This is a genomic window from Atlantibacter hermannii (genome assembly GCF_009907385.1).
Taxonomy (GTDB): domain Bacteria; phylum Pseudomonadota; class Gammaproteobacteria; order Enterobacterales; family Enterobacteriaceae; genus Atlantibacter; species Atlantibacter hermannii_A.
The window spans coordinates 79,615-104,686 of record NZ_JAAATR010000017.1 but is presented as its reverse complement, the minus strand read 5'-3'; the positions used below and the strand labels follow the sequence as shown (position 1 = coordinate 104,686).

At 55.6% G+C, this 25,072-nt stretch carries 26 protein-coding genes and 2 tRNA genes; 18 read left to right on the top strand and 10 right to left on the bottom strand.

Annotation, left to right across the window (positions count from 1 at the left end; translation table 11 throughout):
* Window positions 1-36 precede the first annotated feature (36 nt).
* Both GV764_RS05220 and bglJ read left to right on the top strand, forming a co-directional pair.
* Complete coding sequence (locus GV764_RS05220) at window positions 37-741, top strand: helix-turn-helix domain-containing protein (RefSeq protein ID WP_328515151.1); 705 nt, start codon at window positions 37-39, stop codon at window positions 739-741.
* Window positions 717-1,364 carry a DNA-binding transcriptional activator BglJ gene (gene bglJ, locus GV764_RS05215; RefSeq protein ID WP_161659210.1) on the top strand — a complete coding sequence of 216 codons (648 nt, stop codon included), beginning with the start codon at window positions 717-719 and terminating at the stop codon, window positions 1,362-1,364. The genes GV764_RS05220 and bglJ overlap by 25 nt, the downstream gene beginning before the upstream one ends.
* Window positions 1,365-1,409: 45 nt before the next feature.
* Here the strand turns inward: bglJ and GV764_RS05210 are convergent, their stop codons facing one another.
* Window positions 1,410-1,868, bottom strand: a complete 459-nt coding sequence (locus tag GV764_RS05210) for a YbaK/EbsC family protein (RefSeq protein WP_161659209.1) — start codon at window positions 1,866-1,868, stop codon at window positions 1,410-1,412.
* A 311-nt stretch (window positions 1,869-2,179) separates the two neighbouring features.
* Here GV764_RS05210 and GV764_RS05205 point away from each other — a divergent pair, with 311 nt between their 5' ends.
* Window positions 2,180-3,523, top strand: coding sequence for a PTS sugar transporter subunit IIC (locus GV764_RS05205; RefSeq protein WP_161659208.1), 1,344 nt, complete (start codon window positions 2,180-2,182; stop codon window positions 3,521-3,523).
* Between the two features lie 12 nt (window positions 3,524-3,535).
* On the opposite strand, the gene fhuF is transcribed toward GV764_RS05205, so the two are convergent.
* Window positions 3,536-4,324 carry a siderophore-iron reductase FhuF gene (gene fhuF, locus GV764_RS05200; RefSeq protein ID WP_161659207.1) on the bottom strand — a complete coding sequence of 263 codons (789 nt, stop codon included), beginning with the start codon at window positions 4,322-4,324 and terminating at the stop codon, window positions 3,536-3,538.
* A gap of 80 nt (window positions 4,325-4,404) precedes the next feature.
* Window positions 4,405-5,472: a GGDEF domain-containing protein gene (locus tag GV764_RS05195; RefSeq protein ID WP_161659206.1), complete on the bottom strand. Its 1,068-nt coding sequence runs from the start codon at window positions 5,470-5,472 to the stop codon at window positions 4,405-4,407.
* A gap of 216 nt (window positions 5,473-5,688) precedes the next feature.
* Here GV764_RS05195 and GV764_RS05190 point away from each other — a divergent pair, with 216 nt between their 5' ends.
* Complete coding sequence (locus tag GV764_RS05190; protein WP_328515152.1) at window positions 5,689-5,964, top strand: DUF1435 domain-containing protein; 276 nt, start codon at window positions 5,689-5,691, stop codon at window positions 5,962-5,964.
* Between the two features lie 32 nt (window positions 5,965-5,996).
* Here GV764_RS05190 and GV764_RS05185 read toward each other — a convergent pair.
* The 3 genes from GV764_RS05185 to rsmC all read right to left on the bottom strand — a co-directional run bounded on the left by GV764_RS05185 (window position 5,997) and on the right by rsmC (window position 7,353).
* Window positions 5,997-6,083 (bottom strand) — tRNA-Leu (locus tag GV764_RS05185).
* A 29-nt stretch (window positions 6,084-6,112) separates the two neighbouring features.
* A tRNA-Leu gene (locus GV764_RS05180) sits at window positions 6,113-6,199 on the bottom strand.
* Window positions 6,200-6,321: 122 nt separating this feature from the next.
* Complete coding sequence (gene rsmC, locus GV764_RS05175) at window positions 6,322-7,353, bottom strand: 16S rRNA (guanine(1207)-N(2))-methyltransferase RsmC (protein WP_161659204.1); 1,032 nt, start codon at window positions 7,351-7,353, stop codon at window positions 6,322-6,324.
* Between the two features lie 126 nt (window positions 7,354-7,479).
* Here rsmC and GV764_RS05170 point away from each other — a divergent pair, with 126 nt between their 5' ends.
* The 8 genes from GV764_RS05170 (at window position 7,480) to GV764_RS05135 (ending at window position 14,070) form a co-directional block, all read left to right on the top strand.
* Complete coding sequence (locus GV764_RS05170; RefSeq protein WP_161659203.1) at window positions 7,480-7,893, top strand: DNA polymerase III subunit psi; 414 nt, start codon at window positions 7,480-7,482, stop codon at window positions 7,891-7,893.
* Window positions 7,862-8,305, top strand: a complete 444-nt coding sequence (gene rimI / locus GV764_RS05165) for a ribosomal protein S18-alanine N-acetyltransferase (protein ID WP_161659202.1) — start codon at window positions 7,862-7,864, stop codon at window positions 8,303-8,305. The genes GV764_RS05170 and rimI overlap by 32 nt, the downstream gene beginning before the upstream one ends.
* Window positions 8,306-8,329: 24 nt before the next feature.
* Window positions 8,330-9,007 (top strand): pyrimidine 5'-nucleotidase, encoded by a 678-nt coding sequence (yjjG, locus tag GV764_RS05160; protein ID WP_161659201.1) that lies wholly within the window; start codon window positions 8,330-8,332, stop codon window positions 9,005-9,007.
* Between the two features lie 97 nt (window positions 9,008-9,104).
* Window positions 9,105-10,694, top strand: a complete 1,590-nt coding sequence (gene prfC / locus GV764_RS05155; protein ID WP_144131361.1) for a peptide chain release factor 3 — start codon at window positions 9,105-9,107, stop codon at window positions 10,692-10,694.
* 416 nt (window positions 10,695-11,110) lie between these two features.
* Window positions 11,111-11,734, top strand: coding sequence for a molecular chaperone OsmY (gene osmY, locus GV764_RS05150; protein WP_161659200.1), 624 nt, complete (start codon window positions 11,111-11,113; stop codon window positions 11,732-11,734).
* 130 nt (window positions 11,735-11,864) lie between these two features.
* Entirely contained in the window at window positions 11,865-12,026 is a 162-nt protein-coding gene (locus GV764_RS05145) for a DUF1328 domain-containing protein (protein WP_002437547.1), read from the top strand.
* A 194-nt stretch (window positions 12,027-12,220) separates the two neighbouring features.
* Window positions 12,221-13,297, top strand: coding sequence for a patatin-like phospholipase family protein (locus GV764_RS05140; protein ID WP_161659199.1), 1,077 nt, complete (start codon window positions 12,221-12,223; stop codon window positions 13,295-13,297).
* Window positions 13,294-14,070: a TatD family hydrolase gene (locus GV764_RS05135; protein WP_161659198.1), complete on the top strand. Its 777-nt coding sequence runs from the start codon at window positions 13,294-13,296 to the stop codon at window positions 14,068-14,070. Before GV764_RS05140 ends, GV764_RS05135 begins: the two co-directional genes overlap by 4 nt.
* Here GV764_RS05135 and GV764_RS05130 read toward each other — a convergent pair.
* Together GV764_RS05130 and GV764_RS05125 are read right to left on the bottom strand one after the other, a co-directional pair.
* On the bottom strand, window positions 14,065-14,928 hold the full coding sequence (locus GV764_RS05130) for a YjjW family glycine radical enzyme activase (RefSeq protein ID WP_161659197.1): 864 nt from the start codon (window positions 14,926-14,928) through the stop codon (window positions 14,065-14,067). The two genes, GV764_RS05135 and GV764_RS05130, sit on opposite strands and share 6 nt — an antisense overlap.
* Window positions 14,900-16,450, bottom strand: coding sequence for a YjjI family glycine radical enzyme (locus GV764_RS05125; RefSeq protein ID WP_161659196.1), 1,551 nt, complete (start codon window positions 16,448-16,450; stop codon window positions 14,900-14,902). Before GV764_RS05125 ends, GV764_RS05130 begins: the two co-directional genes overlap by 29 nt.
* Before the next feature lie 265 nt (window positions 16,451-16,715).
* On the opposite strand from GV764_RS05125, the gene deoC reads away from it, so the two are divergent.
* The 5 genes from deoC (at window position 16,716) to kch (ending at window position 22,284) form a co-directional block, all read left to right on the top strand.
* Window positions 16,716-17,495: a deoxyribose-phosphate aldolase gene (deoC, locus tag GV764_RS05120; RefSeq protein ID WP_161659195.1), complete on the top strand. Its 780-nt coding sequence runs from the start codon at window positions 16,716-16,718 to the stop codon at window positions 17,493-17,495.
* Between the two features lie 56 nt (window positions 17,496-17,551).
* Entirely contained in the window at window positions 17,552-18,874 is a 1,323-nt protein-coding gene (gene deoA / locus GV764_RS05115) for a thymidine phosphorylase (protein ID WP_161659194.1), read from the top strand.
* Window positions 18,875-18,973: 99 nt separating this feature from the next.
* A complete protein-coding gene (gene deoB, locus GV764_RS05110) occupies window positions 18,974-20,197 on the top strand; it encodes a phosphopentomutase (protein ID WP_161659193.1) in 1,224 nt (407 codons plus the stop codon).
* A 53-nt stretch (window positions 20,198-20,250) separates the two neighbouring features.
* Entirely contained in the window at window positions 20,251-20,970 is a 720-nt protein-coding gene (gene deoD, locus GV764_RS05105) for a purine-nucleoside phosphorylase (RefSeq protein WP_125293779.1), read from the top strand.
* 129 nt (window positions 20,971-21,099) lie between these two features.
* Window positions 21,100-22,284: a voltage-gated potassium channel protein gene (kch, locus tag GV764_RS05100; RefSeq protein WP_161659192.1), complete on the top strand. Its 1,185-nt coding sequence runs from the start codon at window positions 21,100-21,102 to the stop codon at window positions 22,282-22,284.
* A 27-nt stretch (window positions 22,285-22,311) separates the two neighbouring features.
* Here kch and lplA read toward each other — a convergent pair whose 3' ends face one another.
* On the bottom strand, window positions 22,312-23,328 hold the full coding sequence (gene lplA / locus GV764_RS05095) for a lipoate--protein ligase (RefSeq protein WP_161659191.1): 1,017 nt from the start codon (window positions 23,326-23,328) through the stop codon (window positions 22,312-22,314).
* 24 nt (window positions 23,329-23,352) lie between these two features.
* A complete protein-coding gene (locus tag GV764_RS05090; RefSeq protein WP_161659190.1) occupies window positions 23,353-23,994 on the bottom strand; it encodes a YtjB family periplasmic protein in 642 nt (213 codons plus the stop codon).
* A gap of 104 nt (window positions 23,995-24,098) precedes the next feature.
* Between GV764_RS05090 and serB the strand changes: the two genes are divergently transcribed.
* Complete coding sequence (gene serB, locus GV764_RS05085; RefSeq protein WP_161659189.1) at window positions 24,099-25,070, top strand: phosphoserine phosphatase; 972 nt, start codon at window positions 24,099-24,101, stop codon at window positions 25,068-25,070.
* Window positions 25,071-25,072: the final 2 nt, after the last annotated feature.

Here is a 25,072-nt window from a genome sequence, read left to right as displayed (position 1 = left end):
AGGTAAGAATATTTATAAGATATTCATGGAGGAATTGTGTTACCAAATTATAACAGGCAAGGAATTGTCGTTAGCGAAACCCCTTTAATCCATACTGGCCTTCAGAAAGTCGTTGATAGTCATATCGAGCGAATGGGGTTATTGCATTTTACTGATGTTAAAAATATTGGCTGCAGTGAACTCATGCGAACGTCGGTAGTGATCGCTGAGCTTGGGAACGATGAGCAGAAGCTTGCAAGAGAATGTGAAGCTTATTATTCGTTAATAACCCGCTTCCGGGAAGTTCACTGGATTTTTTTAGTACCCAGAGCGTGTTTTGCCAGTGCAGTAGAATGGCTCATGCGTCCGGAAACCACGCTGTTATCAACCTGTGAATCCATAGAAACCGTGGCTGATGCCATTCTGCTGGGTAGCCAGAAAGTCGACAGGATTAGCCATTCACTGCTGGTCGCTGGACGGGATGACAGTAATGATGAAGAGAATCCCCCATTATTGACTGCTTCAGAAAAGCAGGTGTTACGATTATTAGGTAAAGGTTGGGGTATCAATCAGATAGCGCAATTGCTTAAGAAGAGCAATAAAACCATTAGCGCCCAAAAACACAGTGCCATGCGTCGTTTATCGCTCAAAACCAATGCAGAAATGTATGGGTGGATAAATAGTTTTCAGGGTTTAAAGGAATTGAATTTATTATCTATGCACAGGGAATCACAACAATGGAACAATTTAGCGATCAACTGAATATTGCGGTTGTCGAAACTTGCGGTTTAATTGCTGCGGGAATTAAAGCGCTTTTTGCAAAACAATCACAATATCGTATTACTTTTTTTAACAGCCGTGATGAGTTTATGCAGATGCGCGCGCATATCCCATTTTATGGTGTTATTTTTTCGTTATCTGGCTCGCGTGAGCATCGTCGGGACTGTCTGCAGCTGTTTAGCGAAATCGCATCCTTGCAGCCGAACATGAAACGTATTGTTATGGTAAATGATCCCGATGAAGCTAAGCTGATTACGCAACTTTCACAAACCATTATTAATGGTGTCGTTAATAAGGATTCACCCGTGGCTCGCTTTTATGATGAGCTTTCGGCATTGCTAAATGACTCCAGCCGTGCGACTGATACGAATGCAAACCACTGGTACATTAGCAATAGCCCTCGGTTACTCAGCCCGACCGAGCGCGTGATCCTACGCTATTTAACGGATGGTTACTCAGTTTCGCAAATCGCCTCGTGCCTGGAGCGGAACATTAAAACGATACGTGCGCATAAATTCAACGCCATGCTGAAACTGGGCGTTAACAATGATGCCGGGTTGTTGGATGCCGCGGATATCCTGCGCTATCGCAATAACTTTTTGTAAGTTATTCAGGCCGGGAATGAGCCTGAATGACGCATGTCGTTATTATTACTGGCAAACATCAATCCAGTGCGCGGCGGTGAGTTCTGCCAGCCGATGGGGAGATATGCGCACGGCGCTATGGATGGCGCCGGCAGCGGGTAAAACTTCCTGATAAGCCTGTAATGAAACGTCGCAGTACACCTTCAGTGGATGCTCCAGCCCAAAGGGACAGACTCCGCCGACAGGGTGCCCTGTCCATGTCACGACTTCGTCACTGTTCAGCATGCGCGCCTTTGCGCCAAAGGCGGCCTTCAGTTTTTTATTATCCAGCCTTGCGTCCCCTTTGGCGACCACCAGGATAATCTCTTCCTTCACTTTCAGCGATAATGTTTTTGCAATTTGCCCTGGCTCAACGTTATGCGCAGCCGCAGCCAGCGCGACGGTGGCGGTACTCTGATTTAATTCGATGATGTCGATATCCGGGGCGTGTTCAGCAAAAAATTGACGTACAGATTCAATACTCATTATGGGCTCCTGCATCATGTCGCCCATTAATCTGGCACAGCGGCTTTGCGATTGTAAAATGACAATCTTTCACTTGTCGTTAACACCAGACAATTAGCGATCTTCTTCACAATGGCAAAAAGTGGACACTGTAACCGGTTGCAGGTCGGTCAGCGCGGACTAATACTAAGGTCGTCATCTCTCTGATTCACACATTAAGTCGCTTCTAACCCTCTCTTTTACCGTGCTTTACGCAGGGTGTATGAGAAAGGATGCACAGTGATCAACATGGTGCTGGCATCTGCCTTTCATCGCCTGACAGGAGAATTGCGATGTCTGCCAATCATGCTGCGTTCAATATTATTTTCCGCTTTGTTGAAAACTATATCAGCCCCGTTGCCGTGCGCATTTCTTCCCAGCGCCATGTCATGGCCATTCGCGATGGTTTTATTTCCGCAATGCCGTTTATGATCGTGGGGTCGTTTCTGCTGGTTTTCGCGTATCCACCTTTTTCACCGGATACCACCTGGGGCTTTGCCCGCAGCTGGCTGGCGCTGGCGAAACAGTTCGAAGGGCAGATACTGTCGCCGTTTGATATGACCATGGGGATCATGTCGATTTACATCTGCGTGGCCATCGCTTACAACCTCGGCAAACACTATATGAAGAGCCACCAGCTCGATCCCTTTATGGGTGCCATGCTGTCGCTGATGGCATTTTTGCTGGTGGCAGCGCCAAAAACCAAAGGCGTGCTGCCCGGGGATAGCCTTGGCGGTACCGGCATTTTCACCGCGATTCTGGTAGCGATTTACTGCGTTGAAATGATGCGCTTTTTGAAGGCGCGCAATATCGGCATTCGCCTGCCGGATCAGGTGCCGCCGATGATCAAAAACTCATTTGATTTGCTGATCCCGGTGCTGGTGGTCGTGCTGACACTTTACCCGCTCAGCCTGTTGATCCAGTCGCAATTCGATATGCTGATCCCGCAGGCGATTATGTCGATATTCAAACCGTTGGTTGCTGCGGCGGATTCGTTACCGGCAATTTTGCTGGCGGTGCTGATCGGCCATTTGCTGTGGTTCGCTGGCATTCACGGCGCGGCAATTGTCTCCGGGATGCTGCAAATGTTCTGGCTGACCAACCTTGCTGCTAATCAGGCGGCGCTGGCCCAGGGCGCACCGCTGCCGCATATCTTTATGGAGGCCTTCTGGACCTTTTTTATCGTGGTTGGGGGATCGGGCGCGACCATGGGGCTGGTGATTTGCTATCTGAGAAGCCGCTCGGCGCATTTGCGGGCGATTGGCCGGCTGAGCGTGGTGCCCAGCATGTTTAACATCAACGAGCCGGTGATCTTCGGCACGCCTATCGTGATGAACCCGGTATTTTTTATTCCGTTCCTGCTGGCGCCGTTGGTAAATGCGGTTCTCGCCTGGGCCGCCATGAAATTCGACCTGATTAGCCGGGTGATTTCCGTGGTGCCCTGGACTGCGCCAGCGCCGATTGGCGGGGCATGGGCGCTGGGTTGGGATTATCGCGCGGCGCTGCTGGTTATTGTGCTGGCGGTCGTGTCCGCCATCATCTATTACCCGTTTTTCAAAGTGTATGAAAAACAGCTGCTGGCGCAGGAAGCGGCGGAAAGTCTGGCGCAGGAGTCTGACAACCAGCAGGTGGCGTAAGGAGAGGGCTGATTATTTAAGCGTGCAGTCGCCGCACTGCTGAACGCCGGGCAGGCGATTACGCTGGCAACAGGTGCGGCGCACCAGTAATCCTTCACGCGGTACGACGGTGCGATAAAGCGGGTTGTCGCGTCCATCCAGACGCGTTTTTTCAAAGAAGCAGGCCTGGCGTAATTGTTGCCAGGCGGCTTCGCCCAGGCGCGGTTTTAGTTCGCCCAGGAACCAGTTAATAAGATAACCGGTGTTGCCCCAGATCAGGCGGCCGTTGATATCGCCGCTCTCTTCCAGCGCGTCAACCACCGGCATCAGCACCTCGCCCACCAGATACTCCATCCGTTCGCGCAGGCTGTTGTTCGCCATCCCGGGATGCGGGTAAACATCAATCCAGAATGACTCAACCCGGCCTGTTTCATGAAAGCGCGCCCGAATAAGATCCGGGGAAAGACGCAGGCCTTGCGGATGCGTCAGCACAATCGCCATTAGCGCAGGGGTGAGCAGGCCCACGTACCACTGCGCCCACAGCGATTTCAGCGGCTTTGCTTCCCGTGTCTGTTCAGTGTGTTGGGCATAAATGTGATCGCCATAGGTTGCCATGAGGGCGTTCAGCGTGTCGGGTTGCCTCCAGTGCGCAAGCGTCAGCGCAGTGATGGGCGTCGGCTCATCAAACTTTACGGTGTCGAGTAAATGGGGATGATACTCGCGCAGGGCGTGACGAAGCGCGTCCGCCAGCGCGACCGTATCGTTAAACGGGGCAGGCGACGCAACGGCAGGGACATGTAACTGAAGCGAGCGGTAAGCCATAGGCACTGAACGGCAAATCTAAATGATAATGATTGCCAATCCTAACGATGAGTGTCACCGATGGCAAGGGGATTCATCGGCTACTGTTCAGTTTCCATCTCTTCGCTGGTAAGAATATGGTTGCGTCCCATATGTTTGGCTTTATACAGGGCCTTATCCGCCAGCTTAAAAGCATCGTTAAAATCACGTTCATGCATTGGCGCCAGGCCAATACTGATGGTGACGTTGGTGGCGACCTCGGCGTTAAAACGGTGGGGAATGCGCAAATCAAATACCCGCTGGCGTATCCGCTCCGCGGTTTTGCGCGCCATATCCAAATCGGTATTGGTCAACAGCACCAGAAACTCTTCGCCACCAAAACGCGCCACGATGTCCCGTGAACGCACCGCATCGCGAATGGCTGCCGACACGCGGGCCAATGCCTGGTCGCCCATCATATGACCGTAATGATCGTTGTAAGCTTTAAAGTGGTCGATATCTAACACCACCACCACGTTACGTTCCGACCCTAACGCAAACAAATTCTCCAGCCGGTTCTGAAAGCCGCGCCGGTTATACAGCCCGGTTAACGGGTCGACCATGCTCAGATCGGTAAGCGTTTTTTTCTCTTCCATCAGCTTAAACATCAGGCCCTGAGCAAAAGCGTCGTAGCGCTTCTGAATCAGGTGCTGGATTACAATGCCCACCATCGGCAACGCCACGGCGTAAAGCATTCGGATGGTATGTTGCCCCTGATCCAGCCACAGCACCGTTAAAATCACCGGCAGGCAGTGGCAGATAAACGCTTTAAGGTTATTAATAAACGCCAGCGCACCGACGAACAGCACGCTCATCAGCGCAATGATCAGATAGGACGATTCATATTGGGGAATATGGGGCTGTTTAAGATAAACATGCCAGGCCCAGAGCAAGCCGAAGAGCAGGGAGATAAGATTCAGGCTAATGGTGCGTGCCTGGCTAACCCAACGCCATATCAACAACCCGATACTGAGCGTCAGTATGCTCACCAGCGGCACGGTAATCATCTTTACGCGGAATAATGGGCTCAGCATGCTAAATAATGCCGACAACGCATTAAGAAACAGAAACAGGCGTAATGAGAGTTGGTACTTCTCTTGAAGTAGCGATCGCCAGGTTTGAGACGTCATATCTAAGTCGTTGTTTATACGCGCTATGTCAGGTTGAGGGGAGATAAAGGCTAACAGGCGGAAAGTAGGTCATTATCGAGCCAGAATTAATGATCTTTATCAATTTGCTCAATCTATCACCTTCATCAATTCGTGTCATTAATTGCCCGAAAAACTCAACGTTCACTTAACAAACGAAGGGTTGAAAATGAGAATTTATATCATATGATATAATTTATCATTATCGCTTGGGTTATCAGTGAAAGAGGCGTAGCCATGTTGCAAAGAGCGCTGGAGAGTGGATGGGGGATCGTGCTGCCGGGCATAGTCGTTACCGTGCTGGCGTTTAGCGGTTTAACTTTTGAACAGTGGCGGGGCGTGGTCGTGCTGGCGCTACTGGCGACATCCGGTATGCTTTATCACAAGCGGTTGCGTCATTTTGTGCTGTTACCATCATGCATAGCATTAACCAGCGGACTGATGCTGATTGCGTTAAATTTGCGATGGTTTTGAAGCAGGAAAGCCAAACAAGAGGAAGTAAAGCGTGGTGCGAAGAGAGGGACTTGAACCCTCACGCCCGTTAAGGCACTAACACCTGAAGCTAGCGCGTCTACCAATTCCGCCACCTTCGCGCAGTGCGAACGATATTTTGCGTGGTTGTTGGTGCGAAGAGAGGGACTTGAACCCTCACGTCCGTTAAGACACTAACACCTGAAGCTAGCGCGTCTACCAATTCCGCCACCTTCGCGTACCAGCAATACCGAGAAGTATTGCAACCACGGAGGCGCATTCTAGATGTTTTCTGGACGTCGTCAACAGTTAATTTGGTGTCGCTTTCCTGATTGGCTTAAAAAGCGACACCCGTCAGGTTTAGCGTTTCTTCGCGCCACGGCCCATGACGGCGCGATAGACTTTAAAGCGGCCGGTTTGCGCCAGCACTTCATGATTGCCGAACGCCTCATCCAGCACGTTGGGATAGGGCAGGAAGGCGTTGGCCACAATGCGCAGTTCACCCCCTATATTCAGATGACGTACCGCGCCGCGAATCAATTGCTGCGCCGCGTCCAGGCTGGTTTGCATCCCATCGTGGAACGGCGGGTTAGAAATGATCATATCGAAGCGGCCATTCACATCGGAATAGACGTTGCTGGCAAACACCTGGCCTTCCATCTGGTTAGCCGCCAGCGTCGCCTTCGCGGCTTCGACCGCCGAGGCGCCGACATCGGTCAGCGTTAAACGCACTTTCGGCGAATGGCTGGCCAGCATCACGGACAGTACCCCTGCGCCGCAGCCCACATCCAGCACTTTTCCTTTGGTGTGCGGCGTAAAGGTGGAGAGCAACAACTGGCTACCAACATCCAGCCCGTCGCGGCTGAACACACCCGGCAACGTTTTGATGGTCAGCCCGTCGAGCTGATATTCACCCCACCACGCCTCGGCATCGAAGGCCGGTTGTTTTTCCAGACGACCATGGTACAGCCCGCAACGGCGCGCGCTGTCGATTTTATTCAGCGGACACACCGTTTCCAGCATCTGTTCGGCGCTGCGCACGCCGCTACGGTTTTCGCCCACCACAAACACGTCGCAGCCGATCGGCATGAGCGACAGTAGGTTCATCAACTGAAACTGGGCTTCCGGCTTGTTCTTCGGCCAGTAGTAGATAAGGGTATCGCTGTCGGCGATAAAGTCGGCATCCACGGTAAGTCCGTACTGCGCCTTGTCACCCATCGTCTGGGAGAGCGTCTGCCAGTGGTGATAAAATTGCGTGAAAGCGCGACTGGCAGCGGTTTCAAACCGGGCGGGCAGGTCGTCCTGAAGATCTCCGGCGAACAGCACGCGGCTTTCGGCAAAATCATCACTGTGGCGCAGCAAGACTTCGCTTGCCGGGGTAAAAGCAGACATGAAACTCTCCTGTATAAACGTAGGCGGCGATTATAACCCCGACCCGCTTCCGGCTGCACCTTTGTTGGCGCAGGCTGCTCGGATTTGCTATATTTGCGCCCTTCCGGCAATAAGGCAGACTTTGCGATGACATCCCGACGCGACTGGCAATTACAGCAACTGGGCATCACCCAGTGGGTGCTGCGTCGTCCGACGGCGTTGCAGGGCGAAATCGCCATCTCGCTGCCCGCCCATATTCGTCTGGTGATGGTCGCGCAGCCGCTTCCGGCGTTAACCGCGCCGTTAATCCGCGATCTGCTGCAGGCCCTTGGCGTCAGTCCCGATCGGGTTCTGGCGCTCACCCCTGACCGGGTGGAAATGCTGCCGCCTGACAGCCATTGCGTAAGTCTGTGGCTGGGCGTAGAGCCTTTGGCGTCGCTGGCAGGCACGGCGTTGCGCACCCAAACGCTGGATGAACTGCGTGCAGATCCCGCGGCGCGCGCCGCATTATGGCAACACATTTGCGAACATGAACACGATCTCTTTACTCACGAGCAGTGACCTCGACCGGGCATTTGCCATTGAACAGCGCGCCCACGCGTTTCCCTGGAGTCAAAAAACCTTTGCCAGCAACCAGGGCGATCGTTATCTCAATTTTCGGCTGGATGTGGCGGACGAGATGGCTGCATTCGCCATTACCCAGGTGGTGCTGGATGAAGCGACGCTGTTCAATATTGCCGTCGATCCGGCGTATCAGCGCCGTGGGCTGGGGCGAGCCCTGCTTGAGCATGTAATTCGCGAACTGGAACAGCGTGACGTGTTCACGCTCTGGCTGGAAGTTCGTGCTTCTAATCGCGCCGCCATAGCGCTCTACGAGGGCCTCGGTTTTAACGAAGCGACAATACGCCGCAATTACTACCCCACTGCGGAGGGCCGTGAAGACGCCATTATCATGGCCCTGCCGTTGGGTTGATAACACAACAAGATAGGTGAAGTGATGAACTGGGACTGGATACTGTTTGATGCTGACGAAACGCTGTTTACTTTTGACTCGTTCGGCGGTTTACAGCGGATGTTTCTTGACTACAGCGTGACGTTTACCGCTGAAGATTTCCAGGATTACCAGGCCATCAATAAGCCATTGTGGGTCGATTACCAGAACGGGGCGATCACCGCGCTGCAACTGCAACATAACCGTTTTCAAAGCTGGTCCGATCGTTTAAACGTCACGCCAGGCACGTTGAATGACGCCTTTCTGAACGCGATGGCGGAAATCTGCGCTCCGCTGCCGGGCGCGGTATCCTTACTTAACGCCCTGAAAGGAAAAGTAAAACTGGGTATTATTACTAACGGTTTTACCGCGTTGCAGGAAATTCGTCTGGAACGCACCGGCCTGCGCGACTATTTTGATTTATTAGTGATTTCCGAGCAGGTTGGCGTAGCCAAACCCGATGCGCGGATCTTCGATTATGCTTTTGAAAAAATGGGCAACCCGCCGCGCTCGCGCGTATTAATGGTGGGCGATACGCCGGAATCCGATATTCTGGGCGGCATCAATGCCGGGCTGGCGACCTGCTGGCTGAGCTCGAGCGGACGCACGTTGCCGCCAGAGATCAAACCTGACTGGCAGGTTTCGTCGTTAAGTGAACTGGAGCAGCTGTTGTGTAAACACTAAACACTGATTGTCTGAGATTACCAGCCAGGTAAAATAGCCGCATTTTTCGATTTCCAGTCGCATGGCCTGCCCATGCCCTTATGAAGAAGATTTAATTATGACGTTGTCTCCTTATTTGCAAGAGGTGGCCAAGCGCCGCACTTTTGCCATCATCTCGCACCCGGATGCCGGTAAAACTACCATTACTGAAAAGGTGTTGCTGTTCGGACAGGCGATCCAGACCGCCGGTACGGTAAAAGGCCGTGGCTCCAACCAGCACGCCAAATCCGACTGGATGGAGATGGAAAAGCAGCGTGGTATTTCGATTACCACCTCTGTAATGCAGTTCCCGTACCACGATTGCCTGGTGAACCTGCTGGACACCCCGGGCCACGAAGACTTCTCTGAAGATACCTACCGTACCCTGACGGCGGTTGACTGCTGTCTGATGGTCATCGATGCCGCCAAGGGCGTTGAGGATCGTACCCGCAAGCTGATGGAAGTGACCCGCCTGCGCGATACGCCGATCCTGACGTTTATGAACAAGCTGGACCGCGACATTCGCGACCCAATGGAGCTACTGGATGAAGTCGAGCGCGAACTGAAAATCGCCTGCTCGCCGATCACCTGGCCCATCGGCTGCGGCAAACTGTTTAAAGGCGTCTATCACCTTTATAAAGATGAAACCTACCTCTACCAGACCGGTAAAGGCCACACCATCCAGGAAGTGCGCATTGTTAAAGGGCTGAACAACCCGGATCTCGATGCGGCGGTGGGTGAAGATCTGGCGGCGCAACTGCGTGACGAACTGGAACTGGTGCAGGGCGCGTCGCACGAGTTCGATCGGGAGTTGTTCCTGAGCGGCGAAATCACCCCGGTCTTCTTTGGTACTGCGCTGGGCAACTTCGGCGTGGATCATATGCTGGATGGCCTGGTGGAGTGGGCGCCTGCGCCGATGCCGCGTAAAACCGACACCCGCGAAGTCGAAGCCCAGGAAGAGAAATTCTCCGGCTTCGTGTTTAAGATCCAGGCCAACATGGATCCGAAACACCGCGACCGCGTGGCGTTTATGCGCGTGGTGTCCGGCAAATACGAAAAGGGTATGAAGCTGCGCCAGGTACGTATCGGCAAAGACGTGGTGATTTCCGACGCGCTGACCTTTATGGCGGGCGACCGTTCCCATGTGGAAGAAGCTTATCCGGGCGACATTATCGGTCTGCATAACCACGGCACCATTCAGATTGGCGATACCTTTACCCAGGGCGAAATGATGAAGTTCACCGGAATCCCGAACTTCGCGCCGGAACTGTTCCGCCGCATTCGCCTGCGCGATCCGCTTAAGCAAAAACAGCTGCTTAAAGGGCTGGTTCAGCTTTCCGAAGAGGGGGCGGTGCAGGTGTTCCGCCCGATCGCTAACAACGATCTGATCGTAGGCGCGGTCGGTGTGCTGCAGTTCGACGTGGTCGTGGCGCGCCTGAAAAGCGAGTACAACGTTGAAGCGATTTACGAATCGGTCAACGTGGCGACCGCGCGTTGGGTGGAAAGCAACGACGTCAAGAAGTTCGAGGAGTTTAAGCGTAAGAACGAAGTTCAGCTGGCGCTGGATGGCGGCGATAACCTGACTTATATCGCGCCAACCATGGTCAACCTCAACCTGACGCAGGAACGTTACCCTGACGTCACGTTCCGTAAAACCCGCGAGCACTAATCCTCTCTCAGGGCGCGGCACACGCCGCGTCCCGTCACTTTCCCTGTCTTTTTAGTCCCTTGCGGATTGTTCTTAATTTCCTTCGTTTGTCGCCGGTTTGCTCATTTTTCGCTCAGTCAACCAGGCGTTTTCAAGATTGTGATCTATATTTAACAAAGTGAAGAACAGATTGCCGGGTTAATGTGTCATCTAATTTAAGGTTTTTGACCGTTAATCCTGATATTAGTTTCAATCACGATATTAACAACTAAGAATGTCAATGAGATGTAGCAAAGTGGTGAACAGGATTGTTTCTACTGTAATCCGTTGATTCTTAGGGGTTTAGCAGCTGCCGCGATGGCGTTGCCGTTTAAGGAGAGGCTACTCGCTAAGTAGCTCAAGGCTCAAATTCTGGGCAAACCTACAGGAATGAATCGATGAACAAGACTAAGATTTCAAAAACTCTGATGGCTGTTTTGTTGGGCTCTGCACTGGCTTCCGGTTCCGCACTGGCTGAATCCGAAACCATGAACAAAGTCGAATCAACGGCGGATAGCGCAGGGCAAAAAATCGATAACTCTATGAATAAAGTCGGTAATTTCATGGATGACAGTGCTATCACAGCGAAAGTAAAAGCGGCTCTGGTGGATGATGAAAACATCAAGAGCACCGATATTTCGGTAGAAACCGAAAAGAAAGTCGTCACCCTGAGCGGCTTCGTAGAAAGCCAGGCGCAGGCTGAACAGGCCGTGAAAATCGCCAAAGGCGTTGAAGGCGTTGACTCAGTCAGCGACAAACTGCACGTGCGTGATGGCAAATCCGGGTCTAAAACCGACGCTGCAAAAGGCTATGCCGGTGATGCCGCCACCACCAGTGAAATCAAAGCCAAATTCCTGGCCGATGACATCGTTCCTTCACGAAAAGTGAAGGTTGAGACCACCGATGGCGTGGTACAGCTTTCAGGTACGGTCGAGTCCAAAGCACAGTCTGAGCGTGCTGAGAGCATCGCCAAAGCCATTGATGGTGTGAAAAGCGTTAAAAACGATTTGAAAGTTGAGTAATTCACACCACGAAACCCCCTCTCCCGGTGAGCGCCGGGGGAGATGGTAAGCATCACCACCAGATAACACCGCCAGCAAGCTGAGCTTGCTCAGAAGCGGTAGCAATTAAACTATGGTAAAGGAGAGTCTTATGTTTCGTTGGGGCATTATTTTTCTCGTGATTGCGTTGATTGCCGCGGCTTTAGGCTTTGGTGGTCTGGCCGGTACAGCGGCTGGCGCAGCGAAAATTGTTTTCGTAGTCGGTATTATTCTGTTCCTGGTCAGCCTGTTTATGGGCCGCAGACGTCCATAGTGTGACCACAAGCAACAGGTAACCGGAAAGCCAGTCAATGCGACTGGCTTTCACGGTTTTACCGTTGCGCCCCACGCAGGTTGTTGGCGTTGCTCATCGCGTGGTATCTTTTTGTTTATGGCGTAAGAAAACTAACATGTTGATTGCTGGCGGATTGTTCCGTTTACCAGCACAACAACAATCAGGAAAGCAGGGTGGGACAACGTATACCCGTTACGCTCGGCAACATCGCGCCGCTTGCGTTAAAACCGTTTCGTCCCGGAAAGCTTGCCCTTGTGTGCGAGGGGGGCGGGCAGCGTGGGATCTTTACTGCCGGCGTGCTGGACGAATTCATGCGCGCAAATTTCAACCCGTTCGACACTTTTCTTGGCACCTCTGCCGGTGCGCAAAACCTCTCAGCTTATCTCTGTAATCAACCGGGCTATGCGCGTCGGGTGATCACGCGCTACACCACCAGCCGCGAATTTTTTAATCCGGTACGCTTTGTGCGCGGCGGCAATCTTATCGATCTCGACTGGTTAACCGAGGCGACCGCCAGCAAAATGCCGCTGGCAATGGACAACGCCGCGCGGCTGTTTGATGGCGGAAAAGCTTTCTATATGTGCGCCTGCCGTAGTGATGATTACTCGCCGGGCTATTTTTCGCCGACTGACGCCACCTGGCTGGATATCCTGCGCGCCTCCAGCGCCATTCCCGGCTTCTACCGCACCGGCGTGATGCTTGACGGCATCAGCTATCAGGATGGGGGCATCAGCGATGCGGTGCCGGTGCGCGAAGCGGCCCGGCTGGGGGCCAATACTCTGGTGGTGATCCGCACCGTGCCGTCGCAGATGTATTACACCCCGCAGTGGTTTAAGCGCATGGAGCGGTGGATGACCGACAGCAGCCTGCAACCGCTGTTGAATCTGGTTCAGCATCACGAAAAGACCTATCGGGAAATCCAGCAATTTATTGAAAAGCCGCCGGGTAAACTGCGTATTTTCGAAATCTATCCGCCGAAGCCGTTGCAGAGCATGGCGCTGGGCAGCCGTGTCCCGACGCTGCTGGAAGATTACAAAATTGGCCGTTTATGCGGGCGCTATTTCCTGGCGACGGTGGGTAAACTGCTGGTGCCAACGCCGCCGGTGTTGCGCCACGTTCCGCGTGTGGTTACCCCTGCGCCGGTGGTGGTCGTGCCGCCTGCCACCGTTGCCAACGACGCCGTCGACGCCACGTTGGTTAACGCGCCGCAGGCCAACGATCCGGCATTTGAAAATGAGGATCTGGCGTGACCCGTCGTTTTATCGATACCCATTGTCACTTCGATTTTCCGCCGTTTACCGGAGATGAAGCCTCAGCCATCGCGCGCGCCGCTGAAGCGGGCGTAGAAAAACTCATCCTGCCGGCAATTGATGAAACGCGTTTTGATACCGTTCTTGAACTCGCCCAGCAGCATCCGGCAATCTATGCCGCCCTGGGCCTGCATCCGATTGTGATTGAAAACCACACCGAAGCGGCGCTTGAGGCGCTTGAACAGCGGCTGGCGCAGCGTGCGAATAAGCTGGTGGCGGTGGGGGAGATCGGGCTGGATCTGTATCGCGACAATCCGCAGTTCGAGCGCCAGGAGTGGTATCTCGACAGGCAACTCCAGCTCGCTAAACGCTACGATCTGCCGGTGATCCTCCATTCGCGCCGCACCCATGACAAACTGGCGATGCACCTTAAGCGCCACGATCTGCCGCGTACCGGCGTGGTGCACGGATTTGCCGGCAGCCTGCAACAGGCGGAACGCTTTATCGGTCTGGGGTATAAGATCGGCGTGGGCGGCACGATCACCTACCCGCGCGCCAGTAAAACCCGCGATGTGATGGCGCAACTGCCGCTGGAATCGCTACTGCTGGAAACCGATGCCCCGGATATGCCGCTTAACGGCTGGCAGGGCCAGCCCAATCGCCCGGAGCGGATCGCGCTGGTGTTTGAAACGCTGTGCGAACTGCGCAGCGAAGCGCCGGATCAGATTGCCGCCGCCATTCTGGCGAATACCCATCAGATCTTTGATTTATAGATAGAGCGAAGGCAAAACGATATCGCTAATGCCGCGCTGGCGTAGCGCGCTGGCTAACTGTTCCACGTCCTGCCTGCTGGCCGCCTGCCACGCCCGCGCCTCACCGACAGTGCCGTGATGATGAAACGCGTTGATGCGCACCGGCACCGATCCCAGTTCCTTCAGAAAAGCGCTTAATGGATCGATGTGTTGCAGATAGTCGCTGTGTTCGGGGATAAGCAAGAGCCGCAGTTCCGCCAGTTTTTTCTGTGCAGCCAGAAAGCGAATACTCTCGACGATCCGCGTATTGCTGCGCCCGGTGAGAAACCGATGCCGCTCCGGGCACCAGGCCTTGAGATCCAGCATCGCGCCCTCCATCACCGGCAGCAGTTTTTCCCAGCCTGACTGGCCCAGCTCGCCGTTGCTGTCTACCAGACAGGTGAGGTGGCGCAGCGCGGCATGGTCTTTAACCGCCGCAAACAGATCGCGCACGAACGGCAGTTGCGTGGTGGCTTCGCCGCCGCTCACGGTGATGCCCTCAATAAACGGCGCGGCGCGTGAAATCTGGTTTAAGACTTCGTCGACGCTCAGCGTGCGGGCCATCGGGCTGGCCTGTGAAGCACAGCCCTGAAGACAGGTATCGCACTGGGCGCAGCGGTTTTCATCCCATCCCACCTGCCCGTCGGCCAGGGTTAACGCCTGCTCGGGGCAGCCAGGAACGCAGTCGCCGCAGTGGTTGCACAGCGCGATGGTGTACGGGTTATGGCAGCTTTTGCAGCGCAGGTTGCAGCCCTGCAGAAAGAGAGCCAGGCGGCTGCCCGGCCCATCCACGCAGGAGAACGGCAGGATCTTATTGATCGAAGCGCATCTGCTGCTCATTACTCACCACACGGGGTTTACGTTGCAAAATGCCGGTATTGCGGGCGGCTTCTTCCCCCAGCCAGGTGGTGTTGGTCCGCGATCCTTGTGCACGGTATTTTTCCAGATCGGATAAGCGCACCATATAACCGGTCACCCGCACCAGATCGTTGCCGCTGACGTTAGCGGTAAACTCGCGCATTCCGGCGTTAAATGCGCCCAGGCAGAGCTGGACCACCGCCTGCGGATTGCGCTTCACCGTTTCGTCGAGCGTCAAAATATCGCTGATGCCTGACGGGTAATGGCGATGATGCGGCGCAACGGTCAGCAGATGGGTGATCGGATCGGGCTCATCGCCATACGGCAGACGCGCGCCGGGCGTGGTGCCCGTGTCACTGCTGATACCGGATTGCGCGTGCAGCAGGGCGCGATGATTCCAGCCGAACCTGACCGGCGTGTTTTCCACATAGGCGGCCAGCGCGGCGCTGATGCGGTAGCCCAGCTCGTTGGCTGCGGCGTCTTTTCCGTACCGGCCCGCAATCCCGGCCTTATCGCATAAAACATTCACCGCCTCGGCCAGCGCGTAGATGCCAAACATCGGCGCAAAGCGATCCGGATCGATCAGCCCTTCGCGCACCAGGAAACTTTCTGTGAAGAAGTTCGACTCCTGATACAGAAATGCGCAGCGCGCGTTGATGATGTCCCGTTGTTGTTCACAATAATAAGGGAGCGCGCGGGCAAAGAAGTCGTCAATGCTGTGGCTGCGCGCCGCCACTTCGCTGAGGTTAATACGCACCAGGGTACTGCCGCCGCCGCCCGCTGGCAGCGAGTTATAGCAGCTGACGATGCCGTAATTTCCGGGTGTGAAAATTTTATCATGCACCGGGCCGTTGGCGATGTGGGGTTTAGCGCATTCGCAAATGTTACTGGCGACGGCGAGCAGTAAATCGTCCGGCGTAATCTGCGGGTCATAAATGAAGGTCAGATTAGGCGCAACCTGCTGGAGTTCGGCATCCGCACGCAATATCGCACGCGCCACCATTGAGTCATGCGGGCCAATGTTGGCATGCATAAACGCATCCGGCAGGACGCGATCGAGATAGCGCCAGAAACGTTTTATACGCAGATCGATCTCATCCTGTGTTAGAATTTTAACATAGGGCGTGAGCAGTGAATCGAGGTGACCCAGAAACACCGGCATCGAGGTTACCGACGGAACATGGTGATAAAGAATGGTGAGCATCGCCAGCGCATCGTCGAAATCTTCGGCGGGCGGCAGCTCCAGCCATTCGCTGCCCTGAGCGAGAAATTTGGCGTAATCGGGCAGGACATAGCGGGGTTTGTACGGGGCGTGGCCTTCGAACATATCGCAGATGACGCCGTCCGCCAGCGCCTGACGCGCCGCTTCAGGGAGAGCGGGGTAAGGAAGCGCATTCTCGGCTTCCAGCGCCAGAAAATGGCGCTTCTGCGCCGGGGAAAGCCCCGACGAGGTCACAATATTATGGCAGCGTTCCAGCAGCCCTGATTGAGAAAGTGCAGACATGATGTGTCCCTTACATGTTGACAGTGACGCCAATGTAAAGCCATTCACGCCATGCGCTTTTGATCCTGTCACCCACATCACGCACTGAATGGCGATGATGTCGTGAATATTTTGAATTACGTCACATCTACGGTGTATGGCGAGTTGAATCGATTTCCATAACTGTGACGTCTGTCTAAGAGTAAGCGTGAGTAAATGTTAGAATAATAACATTCCGCGCGGTGATTAATGAACCGGCGAACCCGGCTTCCATCTGGAGAAACACATGACCGATTTAACCCAAAGCAGCCTTCGCGCATTGCAGTTAATGGATTTAACCACCCTGAACGATGACGACACCAACGAGAAAGTCATCGCGCTGTGCCATCAGGCCAAAACGCCGGTGGGCAATACGGCGGCGATCTGCATCTACCCGCGCTTTATTCCGATTGCCCGCAAGACGCTGAAAGAGCAGGGCACGCCGGATATCCGCATCGCGACGGTCACCAACTTCCCGCATGGCAATGACGATATCGAGATCGCGCTGGCGGAAACCCGTGCGGCCATCGCTTACGGCGCGGATGAAGTGGACGTGGTCTTCCCGTACCGCGCGCTGATCGCCGGTAACGAGCAGGTAGGATTCGAACTGGTGAAAGCCTGTAAAGACGCCTGCGCTGCTGCCAACGTGCTGCTGAAAGTGATCATCGAAACCGGCGAGTTGAAAGAAGAAGCCCTGATTCGTAAAGCCTCTGAAATCTCCATCAAGGCAGGCGCGGATTTCATCAAAACGTCTACCGGTAAAGTGCCGGTCAACGCCACGCCGGAAAGCGCGCGCATTATGCTGGAAGTGATCCGCGATATGGGCGTGCAGAAAACTGTGGGCTTTAAGCCTGCCGGCGGCGTACGTACAGCCGAAGACGCGCAGAAATTCCTGGCGATTGCCGACGAGCTGTTCGGCGCGGACTGGGCGGATGCCCGTCACTACCGCTTTGGCGCATCCAGCCTGTTAGCCAGCCTGCTGAAAGCGCTGGGCCACGGCGACGGCAAAAGCGCCAGCAGCTACTAATTCCTTTCCTGCGGCGGGCAACCGCCGCCTAAAATCTGCTATCTCTGGGGGTTACCTTGTTCCTCGCTCAAGAAATTATTCGCAAAAAACGTGATGGCCACGCGCTCAGCGACGAAGAAATTCGCTTTTTCATTAACGGGATCCGCGATAACACCGTCTCAGAAGGGCAAATTGCCGCGCTGGCGATGACCATCTTTTTCCATGACATGACGATGCCCGAGCGGGTGTCGCTGACCATGGCGATGCGCGATTCCGGCAGCGTGCTGGACTGGAAGAGCCTGAACCTCAACGGCCCGATTGTGGATAAACACTCCACCGGCGGCGTGGGCGATGTAACCTCCCTGATGCTCGGCCCCATGGTGGCGGCGTGCGGCGGCTACGTGCCGATGATCTCCGGGCGCGGCCTCGGCCACACCGGCGGTACGCTGGATAAACTGGAAGCCATTCCGGGCTTTGATATTTTCCCTGATGACGCCCGTTTCCGCGCCATCATCAAAGACGTCGGCGTGGCGATTATCGGCCAGACCAGCTCGCTGGCTCCGGCGGATAAACGCTTCTACGCGACCCGCGATATCACCGCCACCGTGGACTCTATCCCGCTGATCACCGCCTCGATCCTCGCCAAGAAACTGGCGGAAGGGCTGGATGCGCTGGTGATGGACGTGAAAGTGGGCAGCGGCGCGTTTATGCCGACGTATGAACTCTCTGAAGCGCTGGCGGAAGCGATCGTTGGCGTATCCAACGGCGCAGGCGTACGTACCACCGCGCTGCTCACCGATATGAACCAGGTGCTGGCTTCCAGCGCGGGCAACGCCGTGGAAGTACGCGAAGCCGTACAGTTCCTGACCGGCGATTACCGTAACCCGCGCCTGTTCGACGTCACCATGGCGCTGTGCGTAGAAATGCTGATTTCTGGTCGCCTGGCCCGTGATGAAGCCGACGCCCGTAAACAGTTGCAGGCGGTGCTCGATAACGGCAAGGCCGCAGAGGTGTTTGGCCGTATGGTCAGCGCCCAGAAAGGCCCGGCGGATTTCGTGGAAAACGTCGACAAATACCTGCCTGCCGCGACCCTGAGCAAAGCGGTCTATGCCGATCGCAGCGGCGTGGTCTCGGCCATGGATACCCGCGCACTGGGTATGGCGGTGGTGTCCATGGGCGGCGGCCGTCGTCAGGCTTCCGATCCGATTGACTACAGCGTGGGCTTTACCGATATGGCGCGCCTGGGCGACAGCGTTGACGGCCAACGTCCGCTGGCGATTATCCACGCCAAAAACGAAGCCTCGTGGCAGGAAGCGGCCAAAGCCGTTAAAGCGGCGATTGAGGTGGGCGACGCCGCAGCCGAAGACACGCCGGTGGTTTATCGCAGAATCAGCCAGTAACCGTCCTCGCTTCCTGGGCGAGCCGCATTCGGGTATACTGATCTGATCGCATTTTTTTAACGCCACAGGGCGTTAAACAGCGCAACGTACGGAGAAAATATGAAACGTGCATTCATTATGGTACTGGATTCATTCGGTATTGGCGCGACTGAAGATGCAGAGCGTTTTGGCGACGTGGGTTCTGATACCCTCGGTCACATTGCCGAAGCCTGCGCAAAAGGTGAAGCGGATCATGGCCGTAAAGGCCCGCTGAACTTACCGAATTTAACACGTCTTGGTCTGGTGAAAGCCCATGAAGGCGCCACCGGCAAAATTGCCGCCGGTATGGACGGCAACGCAGAAGTGATTGGCGCATACGCCTGGGCGCATGAGCTGTCGTCCGGTAAAGATACCCCGTCAGGCCACTGGGAAATCGCCGGTGTACCGGTTCTGTTCGACTGGGGCTACTTTAGCGATCACACCAACAGCTTCCCGCAGAAACTGCTGGATAAACTGGTGGAGCGCGCAAACCTGCCGGGCTACCTCGGTAACTGCCACTCTTCCGGCACCGTGATCCTCGACGAGCTGGGCGAAGAGCACATGAAAACCGGCAAGCCGATTTTCTACACCTCTGCCGACTCGGTGTTCCAGATTGCCTGCCACGAAGAAACCTTCGGGCTGGATCGCCTGTATGAACTGTGTGAAATCGCCCGTGAAGAGCTGACCGAAGGCGGTTACAACATTGGCCGCGTGATCGCGCGTCCGTTTATCGGCGACAAAGCGGGTAACTTCCAGCGTACCGGCAACCGCCATGACCTGGCCGTTGAGCCGCCAGCGCCGACCGTGCTTCAGAAGCTGGTGGACGAGAAGGGCGGCAACGTGGTGTCGGTCGGTAAAATCGCCGATATCTACGCCAACTGCGGCATCACCAAAAAAGTGAAAGCCACCGGTCTGGATGCGCTGTTTGACGCCACGGTGAAAGAGATGAAGGCCGCAGGCGACAACACCATCGTGTTCACCAACTTCGTGGACTTTGACTCCTCCTGGGGTCACCGCCGCGATGTGGCGGGCTACGCGGGCGGCCTGGAGCTGTTTGACCGCCGCTTGCCGGAGCTGATGGAACTGGTGGGTGAAGATGACATTCTGATCCTGACCGCCGACCACGGCTGCGACCCGACCTGGAAAGGCACCGATCACACCCGTGAGCATATCCCGGTGCTGATCTACGGCCCGAAAGTCAAACCGGGCTCGCTGGGCCACCGCGAAACCTTCGCGGATATCGGCCAGACCGTCGCCAAATACTTCGGCACGTCCGACATGGAATACGGCAAAAACATGTTGTGATTGACGGGGCGGTCTGTCCGCCCTGATTAACCATTTTAAAAAGGGATATATTCATGGCTACGCCACACATTAATGCAGAAATGGGTGATTTCGCTGACGTTGTTCTGATGCCGGGCGACCCGCTGCGTGCGAAACATATCGCGGAAACCTTCCTGGAAGACGTGCGTGAAGTAAACAACGTGCGCGGCATGCTGGGTTTTACCGGCACCTACAAAGGCCGTAAAATCTCGGTGATGGGCCACGGCATGGGCATTCCGTCCTGCTCCATCTACACCAAAGAACTGATCACCGATTTCGGCGTGAAGAAAATCATTCGCGTGGGCTCCTGCGGCGCGGTACGCGCTGACGTGAAACTGCGTGACGTGGTAATCGGCATGGGCGCCTGCACCGATTCCAAAGTAAACCGCCTGCGTTTTAAAGATCACGATTTCGCGGCGATTGCCGACTACGGCATGGTGCGTGACGCGGTTGACGCGGCAAAAGCGCTGGGCGTGGAAGCGCGCGTCGGTAACATCTTCTCGGCGGACCTGTTCTACTCGCCGGACCCGCAGATGTTCGACGTGATGGAAAAATACGGCATCCTGGGCGTGGAAATGGAAGCGGCGGGCATCTACGGCGTCGCGGCGGAATTTGGCGCGAAAGCGCTGACCATCTGCACCGTGTCTGACCATATCCGTACCCACGAGCAGACCACGGCGGCTGAACGCCAGACCACCTTCAACGACATGATTAAGATCGCGCTGGAATCCGTGCTGTTAGGCGACAAAGCGTAATTTTTGCCTCTCAATGCCAGCCCTTTCCGGCTGGCATTTTTGTTTCTCGCGCCCGGCTGTTTCAAACCCCTCGCTGCACGGCTATCATTCATGCATTCACACCACGGATACATGGAATAACCATTTGTTGTGAAAAAAATAATCCACCGTTGCCTGGCCCTGTTTTCCCCTCACGGACTGCTCGCCATTCTGGTGGCGGCCTGCGGCTATCTGTTTCTGCATCCGGTCCTGATGAGAACCGTGGACGTACTGCCGCAGATGCACAGTTTCAGTACCTGGAAAGAGGCGCTGTCGGTGCTGGGCTTGCTCGACATCCCGCAGTTTGTGCTGGGGCTGGGGCTGATTCTGATGGCCTTCGGGCTGCTGCTGCGCGCCCGCACGGCCTGGGTGTTCTCGCTGTTGCTGCTGCTGGTCACCAGCGCGTTTAACTTTTTATCTCCGCAGGGTAACCCGGCGCTAAGCCTCGGCGCGCTGGCGCTGATGCTGCTGTTGACTGGCTTCTGGCGGCAGTTCGATCGCGCCAGCCTCGCGGCAGGCGGATTGTTCGCGCTGGTGAGTTTTGTCTCGCTGCTGCTGTATGCGGTGATGGGCGCGCTGTATCTGGGCGAGGAGTTCGCGCCGGCGATTATGGATATGCCCACGGCGTTTTACTTCGCGATTGTCGGCATGTCGACGGTGGGGTTCGGGGATATTGTCCCGGTCACCTCCACGGCGCGGCTGTTTACCGTTTCGGTGATCGTGATGGGCATCACCGTATTTGCCACGTCAATCAGCGCCATTATCGGGCCGGTGATTGGCGGTAATTTAAAACGAATCGTCACAGGGCGGATTTCACACGTGATGCGTAAAAACCACTTTATTATTGCCGGCGCGTCGCCGCTGGCGCTTAGCGTTTACCACGGCTTAAAAGCGCGCGGCGAAGCGGTCACCGTGATTGTTCCGCCGCATATTGCCCATGAGTACCCGCCGGATACCGACCTGATTTCCGGCGACCCGTCGAACGCCGATGAACTGGTCAAAGCCGGGGCGGCAAAAGCGAAGTACATCCTGGCGCTGCGCGATGACGATGCCGAAAACGCGTTTATCGTGCTGGCCGCCAAAGATGTGGCAGGCGCGGGCTGTAAAACTATTTCGGTAGTCAACGCCAGTAAAAACCTGCAAAAAATCAAACGCGTTCAGCCGGATATGGTGTTTTCGCTGCAAACCCTGGGCAGCGAACTGCTGGTGCGCACCCTGAACGGCGAGCCTGTCGACAACACGCTCATCACCGCGCTGTTCTTTGGCGATATGACGGAGAGTAAAGAGAGCGAGTAACAACGCCCACGAGGGCGTTGCGGGGGATTAGCGCACCACGTCCGCCATCCATTGCGCCACGTCGCGCAGCTCTGTTTCCTGCTGCGGGAAGTCGACAATCAGCGTTTCGCATTGCTGCTTTAACGCGTTGGCCTGGTATACGCAGCCCTGTAACCGATTGGCGAGCGCCTCCAGCGGGGCCGGATTCAGGCTATCGGTAAACACCTGGGTGCGGGTGATATGGCCTTTCTCGACGTCAAAATGCAGCTCCACGCCGCCCCAGCCGAAGCGCTCGTCCAGCGTATGGGTAAACGCCGGGGCCTGGCCGAAGTTCCACTCCCAGCTGCTCTGTCGGGCAAAGGTCCCGGCGAAGCCGGGCAGATCCGGGGCGGCATCCGGGGAGATCACTTCCGGCGCGACCCGCTCGCCATAATGGGCAAAAAACGCCTCGCTGACGGCGTCACACACCTGCTGATGGGTGATCCCCGGCAGGAGATCATTCAGGTTCGCCACCCGCCCGCGCACCGAGGTGATGCCTTTAGCCTTCAGCTTCTTCTCATCGGGATTAAGGTAGTTCGCCAGACGGCTGAGATCGGCATTCAGCAGCAACGTGCCGTGGTGGAACCCGCGATCCTGGGTCTCCCGGTAGGCGGAACCTGACACTTTACGCGGGCCGTCCGGCGTGGCGACTTCCAGATCGTTGCGTCCGGAGGCCGATGCCTGCACGCCCAGCGCGTTTAACGCCGCCAGCACGATACCGGTGGAGATGCTTTTGTCGTATTCCGGCTTACCCGCCATAAAGGTAAAGCAGCTGTTGCCTAAATCGTGGAATACCGCGCCGCCGCCGCTGCTGCGGCGTGCCAGGCGAATATTGTCCTGCTCCATGCGCCGGGTATTGCACTCTTTCCACGGATTCTGGGCGCGGCCAATCACCACGGTATCGGCATTGCGCCACAGGAACAGCACCCGCTGGGTCGCGGGCATCTGGCGGAAAATACACTCTTCCACCGCGAGGTTAAACCAGGGGTCATACGAGTCTGAAATCAGTAGCCGCAGGGTACTCATAAACGATATCCCTTCATCAAATGGTTATTCTTTTTTGCTCACGTCTTCTTCCGGCACGTCTTTACTGGCCGTCAGTAAAAAGGGCGATTGCTGCCAGCGCGTGCGTTTACCCTGTAACAGGGTGCGCGTCAGCACAATGCCGATCGCCAGCGCTAACAGCAGCATCAGGCGCAAAATATTGGTGGTGTTATCCACCTGTTTGGCTTCAGTGGGCAGCGAGTGGGTGTCGAGCGTGATGCGCAGATAGCCGAGCGGGCCGCTTTTATCCTCGATCGGCTCAACGATTTGCTGGCTGAAATAGCTGCCCGCGCGTTTGCCGTCCAGCGCCAGCCGGTCGCGCACCTCGACGCTCTCCCCGGCGCGCGCCACCATCTCGCCTTTATCATCGTACACGCTGGCGTCGAGAATACGGCTCTCATCGGTTAACTGCTTAAGGATCGCGCCGATGCGTTTTTCGTCCGGGTTTTCGCTTTTCATTAACGGCGTCAGGGTATAGTTGACCTGGCGCGCCAGCGTCCTGGCCAATTCTTCAAGCTGAATATTGCGCGACTGTTGATGGCTCTGGCTAAACCAGCTTGCCCCCTGCATCAGCGCCACAAGTAGCGCGAGACAGATAAGCACAATCACTGCGCGATGCAGTCTAAATTTGAAGCGGGTACGGGCCATAATCCACCTGCTGAAAAAATGAATCTTAATGTTGCCAGAAGCGCTGGACTCAAGGTAGCCTCATGCGTTGTTTTCTCCAGTCCTTACCGATTTCAGGAGCGTTAATGCCTAACAGTCTGACCTGGTGCGACCTGCCGAACGATGTTTCTCTCTGGCCGGGGTTACCGCTTTCATTAAGTGGCGATGAAGTGATGCCGCTGGATTATCACGCCGGACGCAGCGGTTGGCTTCTGTATGGCAGAGATCTGGATAAAGGCCGTCTGACCGAATATCAGCGCAAGCTGGGCGCGGCGATGGTGATTGTTACCGCCTGGTGCGTGGATGATTATCAGGTGATCCGCCTGGCGGGATCCCTGACTCCGCGCGCCACCCGTCTGGCGCACGATAATGGCCTGGACGTTGCGCCGCTCGGCAAGATCCCCCATTTAAAAACCCCGGGCCTGCTGGTGATGGACATGGACTCCACCGCCATCCAGATTGAGTGCATTGACGAGATCGCCAAACTGGCGGGCACCGGCGAACTGGTATCGGAAGTGACTGAACGCGCCATGCGCGGCGAACTGGACTTTACCGCCAGCCTGCGGTTGCGCGTCGGCACCCTGGAAGGCGCGGATGCGGAAATCCTGCGCCAGGTACGCGATGTGCTGCCGCTGATGCCGGGCCTGACCTCGCTGGTGCTCAAGCTACAGGCGATGAACTGGAAAGTGGCGATAGCCTCCGGCGGGTTTACCTTCTTCGCCGATTATTTGCGCGAAAAATTGCACTTAACCGCCACGGTGGCCAACGAACTTGAGATCCGGGATGGTAAACTAACCGGTCAGGTGATCGGTCAGATCGTCGACGCGCAGTTCAAAGCGCAGACCCTGAAAAACCTGGCGGAAAAATATGAAGTGCCGATTGCCCAGTGCGTGGCGATCGGCGACGGCGCCAACGATCTGCCGATGATCCAGGCGGCGGGGCTGGGCATTGCCTACCATGCCAAACCCAAAGTGAATGAAAAAACCGAAGTGACCATCCGCCATGCGGACCTGATGGGCGTATTCTGTATTCTCTCAGGCAGTCTGAACAAGAAATAAAC

Excerpts from the sequence above, each read along its gene's own strand:
- bglJ (WP_161659210.1), top strand. The coding sequence starts at position 717 with ATGGAACAATTTAGCGATCAACTGAATATTGCGGTTGTCGAAACTTGC.
- GV764_RS05210 (WP_161659209.1), bottom strand. The coding sequence starts at position 1,868 with ATGAGTATTGAATCTGTACGTCAATTTTTTGCTGAACACGCCCCGGAT.
- GV764_RS05205 (WP_161659208.1), top strand. The coding sequence starts at position 2,180 with ATGTCTGCCAATCATGCTGCGTTCAATATTATTTTCCGCTTTGTTGAA.
- fhuF (WP_161659207.1), bottom strand. The coding sequence starts at position 4,324 with ATGGCTTACCGCTCGCTTCAGTTACATGTCCCTGCCGTTGCGTCGCCT.
- GV764_RS05195 (WP_161659206.1), bottom strand. The coding sequence starts at position 5,472 with ATGACGTCTCAAACCTGGCGATCGCTACTTCAAGAGAAGTACCAACTC.
- rsmC (WP_161659204.1), bottom strand. The coding sequence starts at position 7,353 with ATGTCTGCTTTTACCCCGGCAAGCGAAGTCTTGCTGCGCCACAGTGAT.
- GV764_RS05170 (WP_161659203.1), top strand. The coding sequence starts at position 7,480 with ATGACATCCCGACGCGACTGGCAATTACAGCAACTGGGCATCACCCAG.
- rimI (WP_161659202.1), top strand. The coding sequence starts at position 7,862 with ATGAACACGATCTCTTTACTCACGAGCAGTGACCTCGACCGGGCATTT.
- yjjG (WP_161659201.1), top strand. The coding sequence starts at position 8,330 with ATGAACTGGGACTGGATACTGTTTGATGCTGACGAAACGCTGTTTACT.
- prfC (WP_144131361.1), top strand. The coding sequence starts at position 9,105 with ATGACGTTGTCTCCTTATTTGCAAGAGGTGGCCAAGCGCCGCACTTTT.
- osmY (WP_161659200.1), top strand. The coding sequence starts at position 11,111 with ATGAACAAGACTAAGATTTCAAAAACTCTGATGGCTGTTTTGTTGGGC.
- GV764_RS05145 (WP_002437547.1), top strand. The coding sequence starts at position 11,865 with ATGTTTCGTTGGGGCATTATTTTTCTCGTGATTGCGTTGATTGCCGCG.
- GV764_RS05130 (WP_161659197.1), bottom strand. The coding sequence starts at position 14,928 with ATGAGCAGCAGATGCGCTTCGATCAATAAGATCCTGCCGTTCTCCTGC.
- GV764_RS05125 (WP_161659196.1), bottom strand. The coding sequence starts at position 16,450 with ATGTCTGCACTTTCTCAATCAGGGCTGCTGGAACGCTGCCATAATATT.
- deoC (WP_161659195.1), top strand. The coding sequence starts at position 16,716 with ATGACCGATTTAACCCAAAGCAGCCTTCGCGCATTGCAGTTAATGGAT.
- deoB (WP_161659193.1), top strand. The coding sequence starts at position 18,974 with ATGAAACGTGCATTCATTATGGTACTGGATTCATTCGGTATTGGCGCG.
- deoD (WP_125293779.1), top strand. The coding sequence starts at position 20,251 with ATGGCTACGCCACACATTAATGCAGAAATGGGTGATTTCGCTGACGTT.
- lplA (WP_161659191.1), bottom strand. The coding sequence starts at position 23,328 with ATGAGTACCCTGCGGCTACTGATTTCAGACTCGTATGACCCCTGGTTT.
- GV764_RS05090 (WP_161659190.1), bottom strand. The coding sequence starts at position 23,994 with ATGGCCCGTACCCGCTTCAAATTTAGACTGCATCGCGCAGTGATTGTG.
- serB (WP_161659189.1), top strand. The coding sequence starts at position 24,099 with ATGCCTAACAGTCTGACCTGGTGCGACCTGCCGAACGATGTTTCTCTC.